The organism is Thiosocius teredinicola, from assembly GCF_002009425.1.
GTDB classification, from domain to species: domain Bacteria; phylum Pseudomonadota; class Gammaproteobacteria; order Chromatiales; family Chromatiaceae; genus Thiosocius; species Thiosocius teredinicola.
Genome location: NZ_CP019936.1, coordinates 374,633 through 393,756, shown reverse-complemented (window position 1 = coordinate 393,756; position 19,124 = coordinate 374,633). Strand labels below are relative to the sequence as shown.

The window sequence follows — 19,124 nt, the reverse complement described above, 5'->3', positions numbered from 1 at the left end:
ACGCGCTTGAGGAATCGACGTTAACATGGCGCACATTCTTGTCCTGAACGGGCCAAACCTGAACCTGCTGGGTTCGCGCGAGCCTGCGGTTTATGGACAAGACACCCTCGCCGACATCGAAGCACGCCTCGTCGAGCTGGCGACTGGCCATCAGCTCAGCTTCTTTCAGAGCAACGCCGAATACGCAATTATCGACAGAATCCACGCTGCGGGCACCGAAGGGGTGAACTTCATCCTGATCAACCCCGCCGCCCTGACCCACACCAGCATCGCCCTGCGCGATGCCCTGCTGGGGGTCGCCATCCCGTTCATCGAAGTGCACCTGTCAAACGTATTCGCCCGCGAATCGTTTCGCCACCAGTCCTATCTGTCCGACGTCGCCGTCGGCGTGATCAGCGGACTGGGCGCACAGGGTTACGAACTTGCACTCGCCGCCGCCCTGAGCCGGCTGGCCGATTGAACGGTTCGAGAAACTCCGCGAATTGAGAAAACATCCTGATGGATATCCGTAAAGTCAAAAAACTGATCGAATTGCTCGAAGAGTCCGACGTCGCCGAAATCGAGATACACGAAGGCGAAGAGTCGGTACGCATCAGCCGCGCCAGCACCATCGCCCCGGCGATGATGGCGGCCACGCCCCAGGTTATGGCGGCAGCACCAGTAGCGGCAGAATCGGCAGCCGCCGCCAAGCCGGAGGCACCGGCCGAGCCACAGGGCCACGTGATCCGTTCGCCGATGGTCGGCACCTTCTACCGCGCACCCTCGCCAGGCGCCAAACCCTTCGTGACCGAAGGCCAGTCGGTCGCGCCGGGCGAAACGCTGTGCATCATCGAAGCGATGAAGATCCTGAATCAGATCGAATCGGACAAGGCCGGCAAAGTCATCGAGGTGCTCGTCGAAAACGGCCAGCCGGTGGAGTACAACGAACCACTCTTCGTGATTGGTTGATCGCATGTTTGAAAAAATCGTTATCGCCAACCGCGGCGAGATCGCGCTGCGCATTCTGCGCGCGTGTCGGGAACTGGGCGTGCGCACCGTCGCCGTTCACTCTGAAGCCGACCGAGATCTGAAACACGTACGCCTCGCCGACGAATCGGTGTGCATCGGTCCGGCCGCATCTGCAGCCAGCTACCTCAACGTGCCGGCCCTGATCAGCGCCGCCGAGGTGTGCGATGCCCAGGCCATTCACCCAGGCTATGGCTTCCTGTCGGAGAACGCCGATTTCGCTGAGCGGGTCGAGCAATCCGGCTTCGTGTTCATCGGCCCCAAACCCGAAACGATCCGCCTGATGGGTGACAAGATCACCGCGATCGAGGCCATGAAGGAAGCCGGCGTACCCACGGTACCCGGATCGGACGGGCCGCTCGACGACAACGACGAACGCACCCTGCACCTGGCGCGCGACATCGGCTATCCGGTGATCGTCAAAGCCGCCGGTGGCGGCGGCGGGCGCGGCATGCGGGTGGTGCATTCAGAGGCCTCGCTGCTCAGCGCGATCTCGCTGACCAAGGCCGAGGCGGGCGCTGCGTTCGGCAACGAAACGGTCTATATGGAGAAGTATCTGGAGAACCCGCGCCACGTGGAATTCCAGGTGTTGGCCGACATGCACGGCAACGCCATTCACCTGGGCGAGCGCGATTGTTCGATGCAGCGCCGTCACCAGAAGGTGGTCGAGGAGGCCCCGGGGCCGGGCATCAGCGATGAGCTGCGCCAGCGCATGGGCGGGCGTTGCGCCGAAGCCTGCCGCCAGATCGGTTACCGCGGCGCGGGCACCTTCGAGTTTCTGTATGAGAACGGTGAGTTCTACTTCATCGAAATGAACACCCGCGTGCAGGTCGAGCACCCGGTCACCGAGATGATCACCGGCGTCGACATCGTCAAGGAACAACTGCTGATCGCCAGCGGCGAGCCGCTGAGCTACACACAGGACGACATCAAGTTCCGCGGTCACGCCGTGGAATGCCGCATCAACGCGGAAGACCCGAAGAACTTCATGCCGAGCCCGGGCGACATCACCCAACTGCATATCCCCGGTGGACCCGGCGTGCGCGTCGACACGCACATCTACAACGGTTATCGCGTGCCGCCCTACTACGACTCGATGATCGGCAAGCTGATCACGCACGGCGAGACGCGCGATGTCGCCATCGCCCGGATGCGTACCGCTCTGTCTGAAATGGTTATCGACGGCATCAAGACGAACATCCCGTTGCAGGCTGAGATCATGGTCGACGAGAACTTCGCCGCGGGCGGCATGAACATCCACTACCTGGAAAAGAAGCTCGGCTTGTAAGGCAGGCGAGCGGTGCGGCGGGCGAACCGGGCGCGACGCACCACCCGGCCTGACTTTCCACGTAGAATGCCGCCATGACCTGGCTGCAAGCTCATCTGACTGTCGACAAATCACGCGCCCCCCTCATCGAACTGTTGTTCGAAAACCTAGGCGCCGTGGCCGTCACCCTGGGAGATGCCGGTGACGAACCCATGCTCGAACCCGCGCCGGGAGCAACGCCGCTGTGGCAGGCGACCCGGGTGACCGGGCTGTTCGAACACGACACCGATGCCGACAGCTTGCGCAGTGCGATCAACCAGGCATTGTCGGCAGACGTCAGCCGCCACCTCACGCTCGAACGTATCGACGACCGGGACTGGGAACGCGCCTGGCTCGACTTGTTCAAACCCATGCAATTCGGCGAACGCCTGTGGATCAGACCTACCGGTCACCAGGTGGAACAGCCCGACGCGGTCATTCTCGACCTCGATCCCGGCCTGGCGTTCGGTACCGGCACACACCCGACCACCGCGCTCTGCCTCGAATGGCTCGACGGCCATTCCGTAACCGGCAAATCGGTGATCGATTTCGGCTGCGGCTCAGGGATTCTGGCGATCGCCGCACTGAAGTTGGGCGCCGCTCACGCGGTGGCCATCGACCATGATCCGCAGGCATTGACGGCAACCTTGGACAACGCCAGGCGCAATGGTGTCGAGGACCGGCTCGAGGTGTTTCACAGTTCGGTGTTCGAACCGCGGCAAGCCAACCTGGTGCTGGCCAACATCCTCGCCAACGTGTTGATCGAACTCGCGCCACAGATCGAACCGCTGGTGGCAGCCGACGGCGACCTGGTGATGTCGGGTATCCTGCGCGAACAGGCCGACAGCGTCATGCAGGCTTACACAAAACGTTTACACTTCGGCCCCATCAAACACAAAGAAGACTGGGTGCTGCTACATGGCCGGTCGTCGTAGAGGCAATACGTGAAGACCTATTGTCCGAAATGCCAAACGCTGAACAACGTCAAAGCGAGCGATCTTCTCGAATCCGAAGGTCTTACGCGCTGTTCCGCCTGCGATACTTTGTTCGACGCACTCGACGGCGTCGGCGAACCTCCGTCCGACCGTGCGCCCGATTCGCATCCGGGAGAGCGCGCGCGCGACAAAGGCGCCACCGCACCACAAGAATCCTCGCCGCAACCGCAGGCACTCGATGGCGATTTGCCGGCGCTACAGGCGTCGCCCGAGGCCGCACTTGATGTCTTGGACACCCTGTACGAGAAGAAATCGAGGTTCGGCGCCCTGTACGTGACATTGGCCGTGATATTGGTCGCCGCGTTGGCCATGCAGCTTGCCTGGCAGAACCGCGAGCTGCTGCTTCGCCAATTTCCGCTGCTCGAACCGGTTTGCGAATTTATCGAATGCAGACCCAGTCTGGTTCACGCGCCAAACAAGTTCATCATCGTTTATCGCGACATCCAGCCCACGGAGAACGTTGCCAGTTCATTAACGCTGAATGCACGCATCCGTAACGATGCAGACACCGCTCAACCGTTGCCGGACATTCAATTGTCGTTGATGAACACCAACGGGTTGGTGTTGGTTAGACGTCGTCTGACGCCACGCGAATATCTTTACCCACCACCGCCCAAAGATCGCGTTATCGATGCGGGCGAAGTAATCACTATCAGCCTGGATTTTGAAGATCCCGGGTACCAGGCAACCGGCTTTGCAATCGACTTTCTATAGCGTCGAATTGTCATACTTCTCTACTTGCGCACCTGTCATTTCGGCGTAACATAGCGTCCCCCTGTCGACCTCCTGCCGAACAAAAAAAACGGCGCGGATAACAACAGCGCAGCCAGACGGTACGCAGAGACCGCGAACGGCTTGCGAAGCGAGGCGACGCTGGAATTGTTGAGGCCATCAATCGACGTGCGAATCGGTCCACATCAACTTGACAACAATTTGATCGTGGCGCCCATGGCCGGTGTCACCGACCGTCCGTTTCGCGCCCTGTGCCGTCGCCTGGGAGCCGGACTCGCCGTATCGGAAATGATCACGGCCGACGCGAGTCTGTATGGCACCCGCAAGACCGTCAGGCGACTCGATCACAAAGGCGAACCCGGCCCGATCTCAGTGCAGATTGTCGGCACCGAGCCGCAACGCATGGCCGAAGCGGCACGCGTAAACGTCGCCCACGGTGCACAGATCATCGACATCAACATGGGCTGTCCAGCCAAGAAGGTGTGCAAGGTGGCTGCCGGTTCGGCGCTGATGCGCGACGAAGACCTGGTAAAGCGAATTCTCGACGCCGTGGTTGCGGCGGTTGAGGTGCCGGTCACACTGAAGATGCGCACCGGGTGGGATGCGCACAATCGCAACGCGCCACAGATCGCACACTTGGCGCAGAATGCCGGTATCGCGGCGATCGCCGTACACGGCCGCACGCGGGCATGCGGGTTTCGCGGCGAGGCTGAATTCGACACCGTGCGGCAGGTGAAGAATGCAGTGACGATTCCGGTGATCGCCAACGGCGACATCGACTCACCGCGCAAAGCCGCCGATGTGCTGTCTGTAAGCGGCGCCGATGCGCTGATGGTCGGACGCGCGGCGCAAGGCCGACCTTGGATATTTCGCGAGATCGTTCACTTTCTGAAGACCGGTGAACAACTTGCGGCACCGGATCCCGAATGGATACGGGATCTTCTGCTCGAGCACCTGGACGAACTGTACGGCCTGTATGGCGCAAAGCATGGCGTGCAAGTGGCTCGCAAGCACATCGCTTGGTATTGCAAATCGCAACCGGGAGCAACCGCATTTCGGCAACGGATCAATGCAGCACAAACAACACAAGAACAAGGTAGGCTGATCAGGGAGTTTTTCAGCACCCTCAATGACAAGAAGACAACGGGTATCAGCCCAGTGTCCACAAAGGAGGTACAGGCAGCGTGAGCTTTGAAGGTACGCATTATTCGCCCCGCGTTACAGGTAGTTTTGCCGTGGCCAAGACGAAAAAGAAAGAACCGCTCCGCGAAGTCGTTCGTGACGCCCTGGTCCATTATTTCGATCAGCTCGATGGCACGCAGCCCAATGACCTGCATCAGCTGGTGATGCAGCAGGTCGAACAACCGTTGTTCGAAACCGTGATGGAATACACCGGCGGAAACCAGAGCAAGGCAGCCACCCTGCTCGGAATCAGCCGCAGCACGTTGCGAAAAAAACTGGCGCAGTACGAAATCGAATAAACTCAGCCGAGAACCTAACCGAGAATACGCGGCCACTTGCTGGCCGCGCTTGTTTTTCAGGAATACCCATGCCCACTATCACCCGAGCACTGATCAGCGTCTCTGACAAAACCGGCGTCGTCGAATTCGCCCGCGACCTGGCCGAAGCCGGCGTCGAGATCCTTTCCACCGGCGGCACTGCGAAACTGCTGCGCGACAACGATATCGCCGTCATGGAAGTCAGTGACTACACCGGGTTCCCGGAGATGATGGATGGGCGCGTCAAAACACTGCACCCGAAAGTACACGGTGGCATCCTCGGGCGCCGCGGCACCGACGACGAGGTCATGGAACGCCATGGGATTGGCCGGATCGACTTGGTTGCCGTCAACCTGTACCCGTTCCAGCAGGCGGTAGCCGACCCCGACTGCACCCTGGAAAACGCCATCGAGAACATCGACATCGGCGGGCCCACCATGATCCGTGCGGCAGCCAAGAACTACCGCGACGTGGCCGTGGTGGTCGACCCGCAGGATTATGGCCAGATCATCCAGGAGATGCGCAGCAACAATGGCGAAGTCCGCGGTGAAACCTGCTTCCGCCTTTCGGTGAAGACGTTCGAGCACACCGCGCAGTACGACGGCGCGATCGCCAACTACCTCGGTGCCACCGATCACAGCGGCAGCAAGCGCGAGTTCCCCAATACCATCAACCTGCAGTTCCGCCAGGTTCAGACCATGCGCTACGGCGAGAACCCGCATCAGAATGCGGCGTTCTTCGTCGAACAGGATATCCAGGAATCCAGCGTGGCAACGGCGCACCAACTCCAGGGCAAGGAACTGTCTTATAACAACATCGCCGATACCGATGCGGCCCTCGAATGCGTCAAGCAGTTCGACGAGGGGCCGACCTGCGTTATCGTCAAGCACGCCAATCCGTGCGGCGTGGCGCTCGGCGAAAACCTGCTCGAAGCCTATGACCGCGCCTACAGCACCGATCCGGAATCGGCCTTCGGCGGCATCATCGCGTTCAACGCCGAACTCGATGGCGAGACCGCGCAGGCAATCGTCGACCGGCAGTTCGTCGAAGTCATCATCGCGCCGACCGTTTCGGCTGAGGCCATCGAGGCGGTGCGCGCCAAGAAGAACGTGCGCCTGCTGGCGTGCGGCGAGTGGGCTGCCGAAGATATCCACCGTTTCGACTACAAGCGCGTCAACGGCGGCCTCCTGGTGCAGGATGCCGATCTGCAACTGCTCAACGACACCAAAGTCGTCACCGAACGCAAACCGAGCGATGACGAGATGCGTGATCTGCTGTTCACATGGCGGGTCGCCAAGTTCGTGAAATCAAATGCAATCGTGTACGGCAAAAACGGCATGACCATCGGTGTCGGCGCTGGCCAGATGAGCCGTGTCAACTCGGCGCGTATCGCCGGCATCAAGGCAGAACACGCGGGCCTGGAGGTGAAAGGCTCGGTGATGGCATCCGATGCCTTCTTCCCGTTCCGCGACGGTATCGACAACGCCGCCCAGGCGGGGATTGCCGCGGTGATCCAGCCAGGCGGTTCGATGCGCGATGAAGAGGTGATCGCTGCGGCCAATGAGCACGGCATGGCGATGGTATTCACCGGCATGCGCCACTTCCGTCACTGATTCTGCAACGCCAAAACGAACGATCGGGCAAATCGCCCCACGGGCGTGAAGCGACTTCAGTCGCCGGGGTCGGCGTATCAATGCCGTGCCGACGCTAGTCCGACGCGCCAATCGATGCATCGTCAGCCGCGGGATCCCAACGGAATCGCGCCAGCGAAACCCGGCCGTCGACGACCAACACGCCCTCGCGGGCGAGCAGGCGCAGCTGACGATTCGAGCCGCCTTTGCCGAGAGGCAGGCTGGATCGACCGGCGGCATTGAGCACACGATGCCACGGCAGGGTCGAGCCCGGTGGGAGTTGCGCCATACGCCTGCCGACCCAGCGCGCGCCGTTGGGCCGCCCGATCAGCGCGGCAAGCTGTCCATAGGTCACGACGCGCCCGGACGGTATGGCGGCGACCCAGGTATAGAGTTGTTGTTCATAGTCGTCCATCGGCGCGCGTCTGCTTGATAATCCGGCGGGTCATTCGCATTATGCATTGATGCAAGAGGCCACTTCTGCTCCGCGCTGCGCCCTGTGCGGGCGCGCTACCGAACTGACGTTCCACCACCTGATACCACGCAAGGTGCATCGCCGCCCCTTCTTTCGCAAACACTACGACAAACAACAACTGCAGCAGGGCGTCGACATCTGCCGCTTGTGCCACAAGGGCTTGCACCGGCTATACGACGAGATGACCCTGGCGAAGCGCTTCAACACGCTCGACGCGCTGCGCGCCGACCCGATGGTGCAACGTCACGTCTCATGGGTACGCAAACAACGCACGCCGTCACCAAGTCGTTGACCGGGCTCAGCAAAACCGTTTCACCGGCGTCCTAGAATGGTATTCGTGTTCCACGCCTGACAGGGCCGAAGTGAAACCGGACTCCAACACCGCGATGCAGCAGCTGATCGAACGGATGCGCGATGCCTTTCCGTTCGACCGATCCGAAGCGCAGATTTGCGCCGGCCCCTGTCATGGCTGCCCGCTGAAACTGCTGCAGTTTCTGGAATCTGAACTCGACGCTTGGCAGCAGCGGCTCGATGACGGCGAGCGCGTGGGATTCGTGGAGCTTTCACAGCTGCTGCGTATCTCGCGAAAGATTCAACGTGCACTGCAGAAATCCGACCTGATGCTGACGCCGGCCTGCAACGACGGTGACGGAGCCGCTGTCGATTGATAGCCCGTGTGCCGCGCCCAGCAACGGGTCGACCGTCGGGGGTCAAAGCCCCACCTCATCGTCTGTCGCAGGCAGAACCGTTCGGCGAAACCACGCCACGTACCGGGCATCAACCGGCAGACATTGAGCCACGGTTTACTTCGCGTACGAAAAGCAACAATATCTCTGCCATCCAACGGCCTGTCGGATTCAACAGTTTGACGCGAAAAATCGTGGCAGCGAATCAGATGCGTTCAACGGACAAGGCGAATAGCCGGGGCTATTCAACGAGTTCGATGAACACGCTGGATCGTTATCCATGGATTTGCGGCCAAGCAGTGCCCAATCCGACAGACCCCTAGTTTCCTCCAACGGCACCAGGGCGAGAGAACAGCTGCCATGTCGCTAATTCACCCCAGCGCCATCGTCGAAGACGGCGCCATCGTCGACCCCAGTGTGCGCATCGGCCCGTTCACGCTGATCGAATCCGGTGCCGAGATCGGCGCCGGCTGCGTTATCGAAAGCAGTGTCCGGATCTATGCCCAGACCAAGATGGGCGAAAACAACACCGTGTGCCATGGGGCAACCATCGGTAGCGCGCCGCAAGACCTCAGCTATACGCCGGACAAAGGCAAGCCACTGACCATCGGCAGCGGCAACCATTTCAAGGAAGGCGTGAACATCAGCCACGGGGTCAAAGAGGAACATGGCACCATCGTCGGCAACGACAACTTCCTAATGGCCTTCAGCCATATCGGGCACGACTGCATCGTCGGCAACAACAACATCTTCGCCAACACGGCGACCCTGGGTGGCCATGTCGAGCTGGGTAACCGGGTGTTTCTGTCAGGCCATGTCGCCGTTCACCAGTTCTGTCGGATTGGCGATTTCGCCATGGTGGGCGGGGTGTCCGGCGTACGTCAGGATGTGCCGCCCTATGCCATGGCCAACGGGCAATATGCGCGCTTTGTCGGGATCAACCTGGTGGGCCTACGTCGCGCCGGTTTCTCACAGAGCCAACGCAGCGCCATCAAACAGGCCTACAGACTACTGTTGCAGAGCGGTCTGAAGACTCCGGATGCCATCGAAAGGGTCAAGTCCGGCGACATGACCGCCGAGGTCGAGGCGATCGTGCACTTCTTCGAGACCGGGCAGCGCGGAATAATCACCGTCGGCTAAATCGGACCCGCACGTGCAGGCGTGAACGGTTAAAATACGCCGCATCTTTCGTCCACTCAGTTGCAACGAACCCGACACATGAAGATTCTGGTCATCGGCGGCGGCGGCCGCGAGCACGCCTTGGCGTGGAAAGCAGCACAATCCCCCCTGGTAGATCACGTGTATGTCGCGCCCGGCAACGCCGGCACGGCGCGCGAACCCAAGATGGAGAACATCCAGATCTCATCGGAAAACGTCGAAGCGTTGCTCGAATTCGCCCGCCAGCGGGATATCGGGCTGACCATCGTCGGCCCGGAAGCGCCGCTGGTGATCGGCGTTGTCGATGCCTTCGACGCCGCAGGGATCAAGTGTTTCGGACCGACCCAGGGCGCCGCGCAACTCGAGGGCTCGAAATCGTTCACCAAGGACTTTCTTGCCCGGCACGATATCCCTACCGCCGCCTACCGCACCTTCACCGAGGTGGAGCCGGCGTTGGCCTATGTGCGCGAGCAAGGGGCACCGATCGTCGTCAAGGCTGATGGCTTGGCGGCCGGCAAGGGCGTGATCGTGGCGATGGAACTCGCGACCGCTGAAGAGGCGATCCGCGACATGCTATCTGGCAATGCGTTCGGCGAAGCCGGCCACCGGGTAGTCGTCGAGGAGTTTCTCGACGGCGAAGAGGCCAGCTTCATCGTAATGGCCGACGGCGAACACGTGCTGCCGATGGCCACCAGCCAAGATCACAAGCGGGTCGGCGACGGCGATACCGGCCTCAACACCGGTGGCATGGGCGCCTATTCGCCGGCGCCGGTCGTCACCGACGCTGTGTACGCGCGGATCATGGACGAAGTCATCATGCCGACGATCCGTGGCATGGCCGCCGAAGGCCTGCCCTACACCGGTTTTCTGTATGCCGGATTGATGATCACTGCCGACGGCACGCCCAAGGTGATCGAGTACAACTGCCGCTTCGGCGACCCGGAAACCCAGCCGATCATGCTGCGCATGCAATCCGATCTGGTCGCGCATTGCCTGGCGGCGCTCGACGGCAAACTCGACCATGAAGAAACCGCCTGGGACGAGCGGCGCGCGGTCGGCGTCGTGCTGGCAGCGGGTGGTTATCCTGCAAGCTACGACAAAGGTGATGTGATCACCGGTCTGCCAACATCAGACGCCGCCGATCGCAAGGTCTTTCATGCCGGCACGAGCATCGAGGACGACCAGGTGGTAACCGCTGGCGGTCGGGTGCTGTGCGCTACGGCGCTGGGCGCCACCGTTGCCGAGGCCCAGCAGGCAGCCTATGAACTCGCCGCCCGGATCAGCTGGCCCGGCATGTTCTACCGCAAAGACATCGGCTACCGCGCCATCGCCCGCGAAAACGCGTGATCCCGCTGTTCGGCCGGCAGACCGCCCCATTCTTCCGGGTGCTGTTTGCCTTGGCGCTCATCATAGTGACCTGGCTTGGGGTGAGCCCGGACCCACTGCCCAGCGTCAATTGGAGCGCGTACGACAAGCTGGCACATTTTGCGACCTACGCGCTGCTTGGCATGCTGATCGACGCCAGTTGGCCGGAACAGCCCTTCGGCGTTCACAAATGGCTGGCGCTGATCGCCTACGGCATCTTCATCGAGCTCGTGCAAAGCCAGGTGCCAAACCGCATGTTCAGCCTCGCAGACGTCGTGGCGAATACGGCAGGCATCGCGCTCTATGCCTTTGTCTTCGCAAGATTTTTTCGCACTTACCTCAGTCGCTGAAAGACCCGGAAGCAAGCCCGCACCGAAAGAGCCCAATCCCCCATTTAATGTGCTGGCTTGGACGGCATCGGCGGGGGCAAAATCGCCTCTCATAGTTTCGGCGGTTCACACTGCTGCCACCGCAGCGGCAGCGACCGGCACAACGACTACCAGCGAGGTATGCAGCGCGATGTGGATGCAGAAAAAGCGGACCGAGATGCCGGGGCCCAACGATGCGCTGCCCGGTCGAGATACCGCCATGCCGGTCGAAAACCGGCATTTCGTTTCCGGCCATCCGATCCAACCACCGTTCCCCGACGGGATGCAGCAGGCGATGTTCGGCCTGGGCTGCTTCTGGGGTGCTGAAAGGCGTTTCTGGCAACAGCCCGGGGTCTACACGACGGCCGTCGGCTACGCTGGCGGCTACACCCCTAACCCGACATACGACGAAGTCTGCACTGGGTTGACCGGTCACAACGAGGTCGTACTGGTCGTCTACGACCCGAGCACCGTCGACTACCGGCAGCTATTGAAGGTGTTCTGGGAATCGCACGATCCAACCCAAGGCATGCGCCAGGGCAATGACGTCGGCACGCAATACCGGTCAGGCATTTACGTTTTCTCCGAAGAGCAGCTCAACCAGGCGAAAGAAACACTGGCGGAGTTCCAGCAAGCGTTGAACTCGCGCAACATCGGTGCAATCACCACCGAGATCATCGAAGCGCCGACGTTCTACTACGCCGAGACGTATCACCAGCAGTACCTGGCGAAGAATCCGCACGGCTATTGTGGGCTGGGCGGCACCGGCATCTGCCTGCCGGAAGCCTGAAGCACCGGAGTCAGATCGACTACTGCGTCACATCCGGCGGTTCGGCGATCGGCGCCGGCGAGAACAGCGAGGCCACATCGATCGAATCGAAGCGGTAATGGGCGTTGCAGAACTCGCAGTGGGTCTCGATCGCACCCTGTTCGGCCAGGATGTCGTCGAGTTCCGCCCTCCCGAGAGACCGCAAGGTGTCGGCGACGCGCTCGCGCGAGCAGCTGCAACGAAATGCCACCGGCTCCGGCTCGAACAATCGCACGTCTTCTTCGTGAAACAATCGACGCAGCAACAGCTCCGGCGACGTACTCAGCAGCTCATCGTCATTTAGCGTGTCTGCGAGGATGCATACCCGGCGCCAATCTTCCTCATCGAAGTCGCCGCCGGGCAGACGTTGCAGCAACAGGCCGGCCGCGATGTCTTTGTCGGCCGCAAGCCAAAGCCGGCTGGGCAACTGCTCCGACTGGTCGAAATACTTTTCGATCACTCGCGACAAACGAGTGCCTTCGAGCTCGACTATCCCCTGATATCGCTCGCCGTTCGGCGCACTGGCCGTCAGTACCAGGCGACCCTGCCCAATCGCCGCCGCGATGTCGCCCGCCGGCACATCCCCCTCGCTGTGCGCCATACCGCGGATCATGCGCCGATCCGTGGCCTGGGCAACCAGGGTGCGCAACGGCCCGTCGCCCTGCAGCTGCAGAATCAACGAACCGGAGAACTTTATCGTCCCCGACAACAGGGTGGTCGCGGCAAGCGCCTGACCGAGATACGCCGAAATTGCATCGCCGTAATCGTGCCTTTCAACGACCGCTCGCCAGCTCGCAGCCAAAGTAACCACTTCGCCACGAACGCCGAATGCTTCGAACGTAAAGCGGTAAAGCGAGTCGCCGTGGATTTGTGCCGCGGGTTTAGGCATTGTTTTCGTGAAGTCGCGTAAATGGGAGAAATGAATGCCCAGCGCATAGTGGTGACTAATGCAATGGTGACCACGTATAGTACAGGTCCCATAACTGAATTACCCAAGTCGATCGTGTTCAACAACGTTACATTTCGCGCCGTTGCCATTGTGCTGCTGTTGTTCGGATTGGCAGGCCAATCGACCGCCAAGGTACGCCTGTTCGACAAAGATATCGGCTGGCCGGGTGAAACCCTGCTGGGAGAGCCCTGCTATGGCCGCCCTCAGGGAACCGGGCCTTTTGACTATGCCGACCCCAGATTCGCGACGAAGGGCGAATATCGCCACATCATCGGACACTCCGGTATGTCGGTGCGCACGCTGGTTGAAGGTGCCCATTTCAAACCGCAGACAGAGCGGCTGGAACGAGGCGTCAAATCGGTCAGCCCGATGCCCGATATCGACTATACGATTCGGGCATTCCCGAATCACCACCGCGCATTGTGGGCAATGGTGCGTTACTACCTGCGCCAGCTGAAGCGGAACCCGAACCCGGTCGTGCTCTCCGGTATCCGCCGCGGTAGTTCGTTTCCCCCTCCAGAATGTTATTTTTACCGCGCAGAGGCGTTCAATCCGCACGACCCGGGTGTGCCCGCAATCTTCGGCCTCTACCTGCATAAACTGGAAAAGTTTGACGCTGCCCTGGCCCAATACAAGAAAGCGGAAAGCATGGGGAGCCCCAGTTCGGACCTCTACTACAACATGGGCCTGTTGTACGCCGATATGAACGACCTCGAGAACGCGCAAAAGTATGCCGATATCGCGCGCAAGAGCGGACACCCCCTAACCGGACTACAACGAAAGATCGACCGCCTGAAGGCCAAACAAAAACAAAGCGATCTGGCCGACCAGTGAGCCGAGGGGAGTATCGTTCTCCGCACCCGAAAACATGACCGAAACCAACGCACAGCCGGGTGTCGTAGACAGCAATGACGATAGGCCGCACGCACAATATCCGCCGGCATCGGTACCACTGACGCCGCCGCTCACATCCAGCAGTCTTGGGCGCACGACCGAGCCGCCGCCATCCCTGTTGGATATCAACTACATCTGTGTGTCAGCCGGCCGGGCGGCGATCACCCTCGCCCTGCAACACGCAAGAATCGGTGAAGGCGACGAGGTGCTGGTACCGGCCTACCATTGCGAGTCGATGATTGCGCCGGTCGAACACGTCGGCGCTACCCCTGTCTACTACCGCATCCACGCGAACACCAATGTCGACCTGAGCGACCTCGAGAGCAGAATCTCGTCACGGACGCGGGCGATACTGGCAACGCACTACTTCGGCTTTCCGCAGAAGATCGTCGAACTGCGCTCAATCTGCGATCGCCACAAGCTGGTGCTGATCGAAGACTGCGCCCACGCCTTTTTCGGCTCACTCGGCGACAAACCCCTAGGCTCTTTCGGTGACTACGCCGTCGGCAGTGCCATGAAGTTCTTCCCGATGTTCGACGGCGGCCTGCTGGCCTCCGCTACGCGCGACCTCGGCACCATCGAGTTGTTCCAGCCCTCTTCTGCGCTCGAGATCAAAGGCCTGGTCAGCGTTGTCGAATACGCCATGCGCTACGGGCGCCTCAAGCTATTCAGCGTGCCGCTGAAGATCGCGATAAAGACCAAGGACGCCATATGGGGAATCGCCAAGAAAGCGATGGGCAGAAAGCTCAACAAGAGCCTCGCGCCATCGTCGTCCGAAGGCGGCTATGCCCTGGAGCCGCAGTGGATCAAAGCCAAGATGTCACGCGTGTCGCGCTTCATCCTGTGCAACTCGAAGATCGACCGCATAACCTGGGGGCGGCGCGGAAACTACAACAAGATCGTCAACGAGCTGTCCGGCCGACCGGGCATCAAGCCGCTGTTCGACACACTACCCGATGGTGTCGTCCCCCTGGTCGTCCCCATGATCGTCGACAACCCCGAAATCGTTTTCCCGAAACTGAAACATGCCGGCGTTCCAATCTGGCGATTCGGCGAGTATCTGTATCCCGAAATCAACGAGGAACTCTGCGCGAACACGATGTTCCTGTCGCGCCATGTTTTTCAGTTTCCCTGTCACCCTGAACTCACACGCGCAGAGATTCAGTGGATGCTGGATACGATAAAACAACACCTCCCTGTTAACTGATTAATCTCCAGGCAGTCGCATGTCGTGCAACTTACGTTCAGTCGCCGAATTCTCCGCCGTTGCCCCGGCGTGGGATGCAATCAACCAGGCGCATTTTCAACATCCGCTTCTTGAATCGCGCTTCGTGGCCACCGCGCTGAAGCATCTCGGCGATGGCAACGAGAAGATCGCCGTGTGCGGCGATGCGGATAAGCCGGATGCAATCGCGGTGGTTGCGCCAGCCAAGCTCGGCGCCTGGTCGACATTCCAGGCATCGCAATCACCGCTAGGAGCCATGATCCAGCGGCCGAATATCGACACCGGCGAGCTGTGCAAGTCCATTCTGTCTGCGTTGCCGATGAGCTGCCAGATCCTCAGCCTGACGCAACAGGACCCGGCGATCGCGCCACGCCCGGACAGCCAGCCGACGCTGAACACCCTCGACTATATCGACACGGCGCGCATCACCGTCGACAAGTCATTCGACGAATACTGGGCAAGCCGCGGCAAAAACCTGCGCCACAACATGAAGCGCCAACGCAACCGCTTGGGTCGCGAAGAAGTGGAACTGCGCCTGGAAACATTGGCGACACCGGAGCAGATGCGCGACGGCGTTCAGCAATACGGCGAGCTTGAATCCAAGGGCTGGAAGGCGGAACAAGGAACTGCCGTCCACCTCGACAACGAACAAGGCCGTTTCTACGCCGAACTGCTCGAACAATATGCAGAGTCCGGCAACGCCCGTATCTACAACTTTTACTACAACGATGTGCTCAGTGCGGTGGACCTGTGCATCCACAACCAAGATGCACTGATCATTCTGAAGACGACGTACGATGAGACCGTGAACACCTCGTCGCCTGCCCTGCTGATGCGGCGTGAGTATTTCCCGGCGATTTTCGACAACAGCGAAGTCGGTCGTATCGAGTTCTACGGCAAGGTCATGGACTGGCACACGAAATGGTCGGACGAGATTCGCACCATGTACCACGTCAACGCGTATCGCAACACGATGGTTGCCAAGCTGCACAACCGCGGCTGAAGTGAGCTACTGCGCCGTCACCTGATCGAGGATGTCGGCGAGTTGCTTGGCGCCGTATTCGCGAGAGTAGCGCGACACCACGTCGGCGGGCGCCACGGCGAGCTCATTGCGTTCGAGTCGCTTCAGCATGTCCGGCAGTTGAGTCTGTAGGACATCGGCATCCGCCAACGGCAACAGATTGGCGGCCCCCGCTTCACGCAGCACGGCAGCCGTATCTCCTACCGAGTCTGTAAGCGCAATGATCGGTCGCTGCGCTCGCAGGTATTCGTAGAGTTTTGCGGGTACCTGGTGGTTGCAGCCGGATGCCTGGAACAACAACAAGCCGTCGACGTTGGCCATCTCGCGCAGCGCTTCGGCATAAGGCAGGGGCGGCGCCAGTTCGACGATATCGGCGATCGCCATCTGTTCGAGTATCGGCAGATAGTGTCGATCGTGGGCGGTCGCCCGCAGGCGAATGCGCAACGACGAGGAATCGACCGCCCCGCTTTCCTTCAGCGCACGCAGCGCCCCAAAGAATGGCAGCGGATCACGCTCCACCGGATAAAGCACCCCCGAGTGCAGCAGCACTTTGGGCTTGCCTTCGGCCGCACCGACCGGCCCCGACTCAATCGCCGCGAAGTCGCGCTCATCGAACCCGTTGGGGATTACCTGCCATCGGCGTTCGTCGATATCGGGATACCTATCGCAGTACATTCGCCGAGTCGCTTGCGTGGTAAATATCGCCCGACGGCAGGCGTACGCCATGCGCCGGTCCAGCGCCACATGGACTGCCCTCTTATGCGGTTGTTCCGGATAGCCGTCATCAAACAAAGAGTCACGACAATCGGCGATCCACGGCAGCCCTGACCACCTCGCGAGACGCCAGCCGATCATATGCGCAGTCGCGATGGGGTAGGTACTGAAGACCGCCTGACATCCATGCTTGCGGATCAATCGACGCCCTTGAAGAACCGCGGAAAGCTGCCAACTGGCCCAACGGTCCGGGTTGGCGAGAAACCCCGGAAACCTGCCCGCGATCGATAGCTGGCGGGCCGCATCCCAGGCCTGCGCCCGATGCACGACCATACCCTCCGGAATGTCACCGATCTGCTCATCGCCGGCGGTCACGTAGGCTCGCGGGTGCGCGCTCAACACCACCGACTCCCAGCCTGCGTCGCGCAGATAGCGAACAAACTTCAGCGTCCGCTGCACACCACTCGAGTGTGTCATCGGTGGAAAATGAAAGGCGACGACAAGGACTTTTTTCACAGAATCATTTTCTTGATGGTCGTAAACAGCGCCGGCCGTATGGCGAATTGCTACTCGCAATATCCGCCTGTGACAACACTCAGGTCACCCGCTCAAGTGAGGTGCCCCCCGGCCGAATCCATTAGAATGGTTGCCCAGGCGGAATGACGGCCTGTCCCAAGCATTGGTACGCAACAAGTCTCACCCCCCGACGAACCACTCAAGAAACGCAACAATATCACCCATGGCGCGCCCTGCTACCCACAGATCTTCATTGTCGCTCGGCGAAACCGCCCGATGGTCGCTGTTTCGTCTGTTGGAGACGCTCAGTAAACAACCGTCGGTAGGCGACAACCGCAACGACGACATCTTGAGTCCAGGCGGCGCGCGTCCAGCGGTGTGGGTATTTGCGTCCACCATTGGGGAACTGAACGCAGTCGCACCGTTTCTGAAGCGGCTGACAGCGACACTGCAAGACACCGCGCTGGTGTTCATCTCGGACCACGAGCACTACCGCGACACCTATCTGGGCAAGTATCCGCAGGCTTACTTTTTCAGCAGCAAGGGCGCAACAGCAGACGCGTTGCGCCTCGCGCAGGCGTTTCCACCGCGGCAGCTGTACATTGCCGAGATCCCCTGCCTGCTCTCAGATGCGCCATGCCGCTTTTCCTATGCGTTCCTTCGAACAGCGAAGCAGCACAACGCAAAAATCAGCATTATTAACGGCTGGCTTTACGAACAAGCGCCGACCTGCAGACTCGATGCATGGGAACGACGGCTGCTGCTGAGCGACTATCTGGCGCACATCGACCACGCCTGCGTGCAGACGCCACACGTCGCAGAGCGTATGGTCTCGGCGGGTATGGCGCCCGCCAGGATTGTCGTTACCGGCAACATGAAGTTCGACGCCATCGACAAGCAAGGATGGTCGGCCGGGAAGACCCGCAGCCCGATCATGCTCGGCACCTTACTCGCCTCGGCTCGCCCGGTGCTGGTCGCCGGTTGCCTAAAAAAGCCACCCGAGCAGGCGATGATCATCGAAGCCTTCCTGCACACACTGCAATCAAGTCCGCAAACCTTGTTGGTGGTAGCCCACCGTCATCCCGAGGTACCGGGAAACATCGAACGATTGAGTTCCGCCCTGGACGAGGCGGGGATTGGCCATGTTCGCCGCTCGAAAGCAGGCGACGCGCCCGTGCCACCCGAAACCCAATGCCTCATACTGGATACGATGGGTGAACTGAGGGATTTTTATGCCGCAGCCACCATCGCCCACGTGGGCGCCGACCACAACCTACTTGAACCCCTGGGATTCGATAAGCCGGTAACGACAGTCAGCACCTGGCATGCCGGGTTCCCCAACTACCCGGTGTTCGAAATGATGAAAGAGGTCGACGGCATCGTGACCGTGGCTGATGCCGAACAACTAGGCACAACCTGGGCCGAATGGCTCGGTGACCCAGCGTCCTTGAGAAAACAGCAACAACGCATCCAACAGGTGCTGCTCGACGCTGCCGGCGCAACCCAGCGGACCGCCGAGGCGACGTCACTCGCATGAGCGGATCGATGCTGATCATAGTCAGACTGGTCACTCCGGAAGAACTCGGCACGTGTTCGGTAGAGGCGGGTTAAATCTTGATCGCACCCACCCCGCGCAAACTCGGTGTTGTCGACTGCCTGATGCGGATCGAAGGGCGGCCTGTGGAAAATACACGCCCAGCCCGTGACAATCTGGCTATGGCGTCGACGTTGCCTACGGCAAATCCGGTCAGCGTGATCGCACACGTGGCGCTTGTGC

Annotated in this window: 21 protein-coding genes; 18 read left to right on the top strand and 3 right to left on the bottom strand. The window is 60.5% G+C overall.

Features of this window, described 5'->3' with window-relative positions; all coding sequences use genetic code 11:
- The first annotated feature begins 25 nt into the window (after positions 1-25).
- The 8 genes from aroQ (at position 26) to purH (ending at position 7,150) form a co-directional block, all read left to right on the top strand.
- Positions 26-460, top strand: a complete 435-nt coding sequence (aroQ, locus tag B1781_RS01845; protein WP_078118051.1) for a type II 3-dehydroquinate dehydratase — start codon at positions 26-28, stop codon at positions 458-460.
- 38 nt (positions 461-498) lie between these two features.
- Positions 499-948 carry an acetyl-CoA carboxylase biotin carboxyl carrier protein gene (accB, locus tag B1781_RS01840; RefSeq protein ID WP_078118050.1) on the top strand — a complete coding sequence of 150 codons (450 nt, stop codon included), beginning with the start codon at positions 499-501 and terminating at the stop codon, positions 946-948.
- Positions 949-952: 4 nt separating this feature from the next.
- Entirely contained in the window at positions 953-2,293 is a 1,341-nt protein-coding gene (gene accC, locus B1781_RS01835; RefSeq protein ID WP_078118049.1) for an acetyl-CoA carboxylase biotin carboxylase subunit, read from the top strand.
- Between the two features lie 74 nt (positions 2,294-2,367).
- Positions 2,368-3,246 (top strand): 50S ribosomal protein L11 methyltransferase, encoded by an 879-nt coding sequence (prmA, locus tag B1781_RS01830; RefSeq protein WP_078118048.1) that lies wholly within the window; start codon positions 2,368-2,370, stop codon positions 3,244-3,246.
- Positions 3,247-3,255: 9 nt separating this feature from the next.
- Positions 3,256-4,020 (top strand): zinc-ribbon and DUF3426 domain-containing protein, encoded by a 765-nt coding sequence (locus B1781_RS01825; protein ID WP_078118047.1) that lies wholly within the window; start codon positions 3,256-3,258, stop codon positions 4,018-4,020.
- Positions 4,021-4,206: 186 nt separating this feature from the next.
- A complete protein-coding gene (dusB, locus tag B1781_RS01820) occupies positions 4,207-5,226 on the top strand; it encodes a tRNA dihydrouridine synthase DusB (protein WP_078118046.1) in 1,020 nt (339 codons plus the stop codon).
- Positions 5,223-5,519, top strand: coding sequence for a DNA-binding transcriptional regulator Fis (fis, locus tag B1781_RS01815; RefSeq protein ID WP_408646325.1), 297 nt, complete (start codon positions 5,223-5,225; stop codon positions 5,517-5,519). Before dusB ends, fis begins: the two co-directional genes overlap by 4 nt.
- Before the next feature lie 68 nt (positions 5,520-5,587).
- Positions 5,588-7,150 carry a bifunctional phosphoribosylaminoimidazolecarboxamide formyltransferase/IMP cyclohydrolase gene (gene purH / locus B1781_RS01810; protein WP_078118044.1) on the top strand — a complete coding sequence of 521 codons (1,563 nt, stop codon included), beginning with the start codon at positions 5,588-5,590 and terminating at the stop codon, positions 7,148-7,150.
- 94 nt (positions 7,151-7,244) lie between these two features.
- Here purH and B1781_RS01805 read toward each other — a convergent pair whose 3' ends face one another.
- Positions 7,245-7,583 (bottom strand): MGMT family protein, encoded by a 339-nt coding sequence (locus tag B1781_RS01805; protein ID WP_078118043.1) that lies wholly within the window; start codon positions 7,581-7,583, stop codon positions 7,245-7,247.
- A gap of 49 nt (positions 7,584-7,632) precedes the next feature.
- Between B1781_RS01805 and B1781_RS01800 the strand changes: the two genes are divergently transcribed.
- The 6 genes from B1781_RS01800 (at position 7,633) to msrA (ending at position 12,010) form a co-directional block, all read left to right on the top strand.
- Positions 7,633-7,935: a hypothetical protein gene (locus B1781_RS01800; RefSeq protein WP_078118042.1), complete on the top strand. Its 303-nt coding sequence runs from the start codon at positions 7,633-7,635 to the stop codon at positions 7,933-7,935.
- Positions 7,936-8,005: 70 nt separating this feature from the next.
- Positions 8,006-8,311, top strand: coding sequence for a hypothetical protein (locus B1781_RS01795; RefSeq protein ID WP_078118041.1), 306 nt, complete (start codon positions 8,006-8,008; stop codon positions 8,309-8,311).
- Positions 8,312-8,689: 378 nt separating this feature from the next.
- Positions 8,690-9,469 (top strand): acyl-ACP--UDP-N-acetylglucosamine O-acyltransferase, encoded by a 780-nt coding sequence (lpxA, locus tag B1781_RS01790; protein ID WP_078118040.1) that lies wholly within the window; start codon positions 8,690-8,692, stop codon positions 9,467-9,469.
- 78 nt (positions 9,470-9,547) lie between these two features.
- Entirely contained in the window at positions 9,548-10,834 is a 1,287-nt protein-coding gene (purD, locus tag B1781_RS01785) for a phosphoribosylamine--glycine ligase (protein ID WP_078118039.1), read from the top strand.
- Complete coding sequence (locus tag B1781_RS01780) at positions 10,831-11,202, top strand: VanZ family protein (protein ID WP_078118038.1); 372 nt, start codon at positions 10,831-10,833, stop codon at positions 11,200-11,202. The genes purD and B1781_RS01780 overlap by 4 nt, the downstream gene beginning before the upstream one ends.
- Before the next feature lie 175 nt (positions 11,203-11,377).
- Positions 11,378-12,010: a peptide-methionine (S)-S-oxide reductase MsrA gene (msrA, locus tag B1781_RS01775; protein ID WP_408646324.1), complete on the top strand. Its 633-nt coding sequence runs from the start codon at positions 11,378-11,380 to the stop codon at positions 12,008-12,010.
- Between the two features lie 19 nt (positions 12,011-12,029).
- On the opposite strand, the gene hslO is transcribed toward msrA, so the two are convergent.
- Positions 12,030-12,917, bottom strand: coding sequence for an Hsp33 family molecular chaperone HslO (hslO, locus tag B1781_RS01770; RefSeq protein WP_078118036.1), 888 nt, complete (start codon positions 12,915-12,917; stop codon positions 12,030-12,032).
- Positions 12,918-12,938: 21 nt separating this feature from the next.
- Between hslO and B1781_RS01765 the strand changes: the two genes are divergently transcribed.
- The 3 genes from B1781_RS01765 to B1781_RS01755 are packed head-to-tail and all read left to right on the top strand — an operon-like array spanning position 12,939 to position 16,099.
- On the top strand, positions 12,939-13,811 hold the full coding sequence (locus B1781_RS01765) for a tetratricopeptide repeat protein (RefSeq protein WP_125931825.1): 873 nt from the start codon (positions 12,939-12,941) through the stop codon (positions 13,809-13,811).
- Positions 13,812-13,845: 34 nt separating this feature from the next.
- Positions 13,846-15,078 carry an aminotransferase class I/II-fold pyridoxal phosphate-dependent enzyme gene (locus B1781_RS01760; protein ID WP_078118034.1) on the top strand — a complete coding sequence of 411 codons (1,233 nt, stop codon included), beginning with the start codon at positions 13,846-13,848 and terminating at the stop codon, positions 15,076-15,078.
- Between the two features lie 19 nt (positions 15,079-15,097).
- Positions 15,098-16,099 carry a GNAT family N-acetyltransferase gene (locus B1781_RS01755; protein ID WP_078118033.1) on the top strand — a complete coding sequence of 334 codons (1,002 nt, stop codon included), beginning with the start codon at positions 15,098-15,100 and terminating at the stop codon, positions 16,097-16,099.
- 6 nt (positions 16,100-16,105) lie between these two features.
- On the opposite strand, the gene B1781_RS01750 is transcribed toward B1781_RS01755, so the two are convergent.
- The gene (locus tag B1781_RS01750) at positions 16,106-17,347 is read right to left on the bottom strand and encodes a glycosyltransferase (RefSeq protein ID WP_125931824.1); all 1,242 of its coding nucleotides are present in this window, start codon (positions 17,345-17,347) and stop codon (positions 16,106-16,108) included.
- 223 nt (positions 17,348-17,570) lie between these two features.
- On the opposite strand from B1781_RS01750, the gene B1781_RS01745 reads away from it, so the two are divergent.
- Positions 17,571-18,884: a 3-deoxy-D-manno-octulosonic acid transferase gene (locus tag B1781_RS01745; RefSeq protein ID WP_078118031.1), complete on the top strand. Its 1,314-nt coding sequence runs from the start codon at positions 17,571-17,573 to the stop codon at positions 18,882-18,884.
- Positions 18,885-19,124 lie beyond the last annotated feature (240 nt).

Bases quoted from the DNA above. Each gene is read 5' to 3' on its own strand.
- B1781_RS01765 (WP_125931825.1), top strand. From the start codon at position 12,939: ATGGGAGAAATGAATGCCCAGCGCATAGTGGTGACTAATGCAATGGTG.
- msrA (WP_408646324.1), top strand. From the start codon at position 11,378: ATGCAGAAAAAGCGGACCGAGATGCCGGGGCCCAACGATGCGCTGCCC.
- prmA (WP_078118048.1), top strand. From the start codon at position 2,368: ATGACCTGGCTGCAAGCTCATCTGACTGTCGACAAATCACGCGCCCCC.
- B1781_RS01800 (WP_078118042.1), top strand. From the start codon at position 7,633: ATGCAAGAGGCCACTTCTGCTCCGCGCTGCGCCCTGTGCGGGCGCGCT.
- accC (WP_078118049.1), top strand. From the start codon at position 953: ATGTTTGAAAAAATCGTTATCGCCAACCGCGGCGAGATCGCGCTGCGC.
- B1781_RS01755 (WP_078118033.1), top strand. From the start codon at position 15,098: ATGTCGTGCAACTTACGTTCAGTCGCCGAATTCTCCGCCGTTGCCCCG.
- B1781_RS01745 (WP_078118031.1), top strand. From the start codon at position 17,571: ATGGCGCGCCCTGCTACCCACAGATCTTCATTGTCGCTCGGCGAAACC.
- purD (WP_078118039.1), top strand. From the start codon at position 9,548: ATGAAGATTCTGGTCATCGGCGGCGGCGGCCGCGAGCACGCCTTGGCG.
- B1781_RS01805 (WP_078118043.1), bottom strand. From the start codon at position 7,583: ATGGACGACTATGAACAACAACTCTATACCTGGGTCGCCGCCATACCG.
- purH (WP_078118044.1), top strand. From the start codon at position 5,588: ATGCCCACTATCACCCGAGCACTGATCAGCGTCTCTGACAAAACCGGC.
- lpxA (WP_078118040.1), top strand. From the start codon at position 8,690: ATGTCGCTAATTCACCCCAGCGCCATCGTCGAAGACGGCGCCATCGTC.
- accB (WP_078118050.1), top strand. From the start codon at position 499: ATGGATATCCGTAAAGTCAAAAAACTGATCGAATTGCTCGAAGAGTCC.
- B1781_RS01760 (WP_078118034.1), top strand. From the start codon at position 13,846: ATGACCGAAACCAACGCACAGCCGGGTGTCGTAGACAGCAATGACGAT.
- hslO (WP_078118036.1), bottom strand. From the start codon at position 12,917: ATGCCTAAACCCGCGGCACAAATCCACGGCGACTCGCTTTACCGCTTT.
- aroQ (WP_078118051.1), top strand. From the start codon at position 26: ATGGCGCACATTCTTGTCCTGAACGGGCCAAACCTGAACCTGCTGGGT.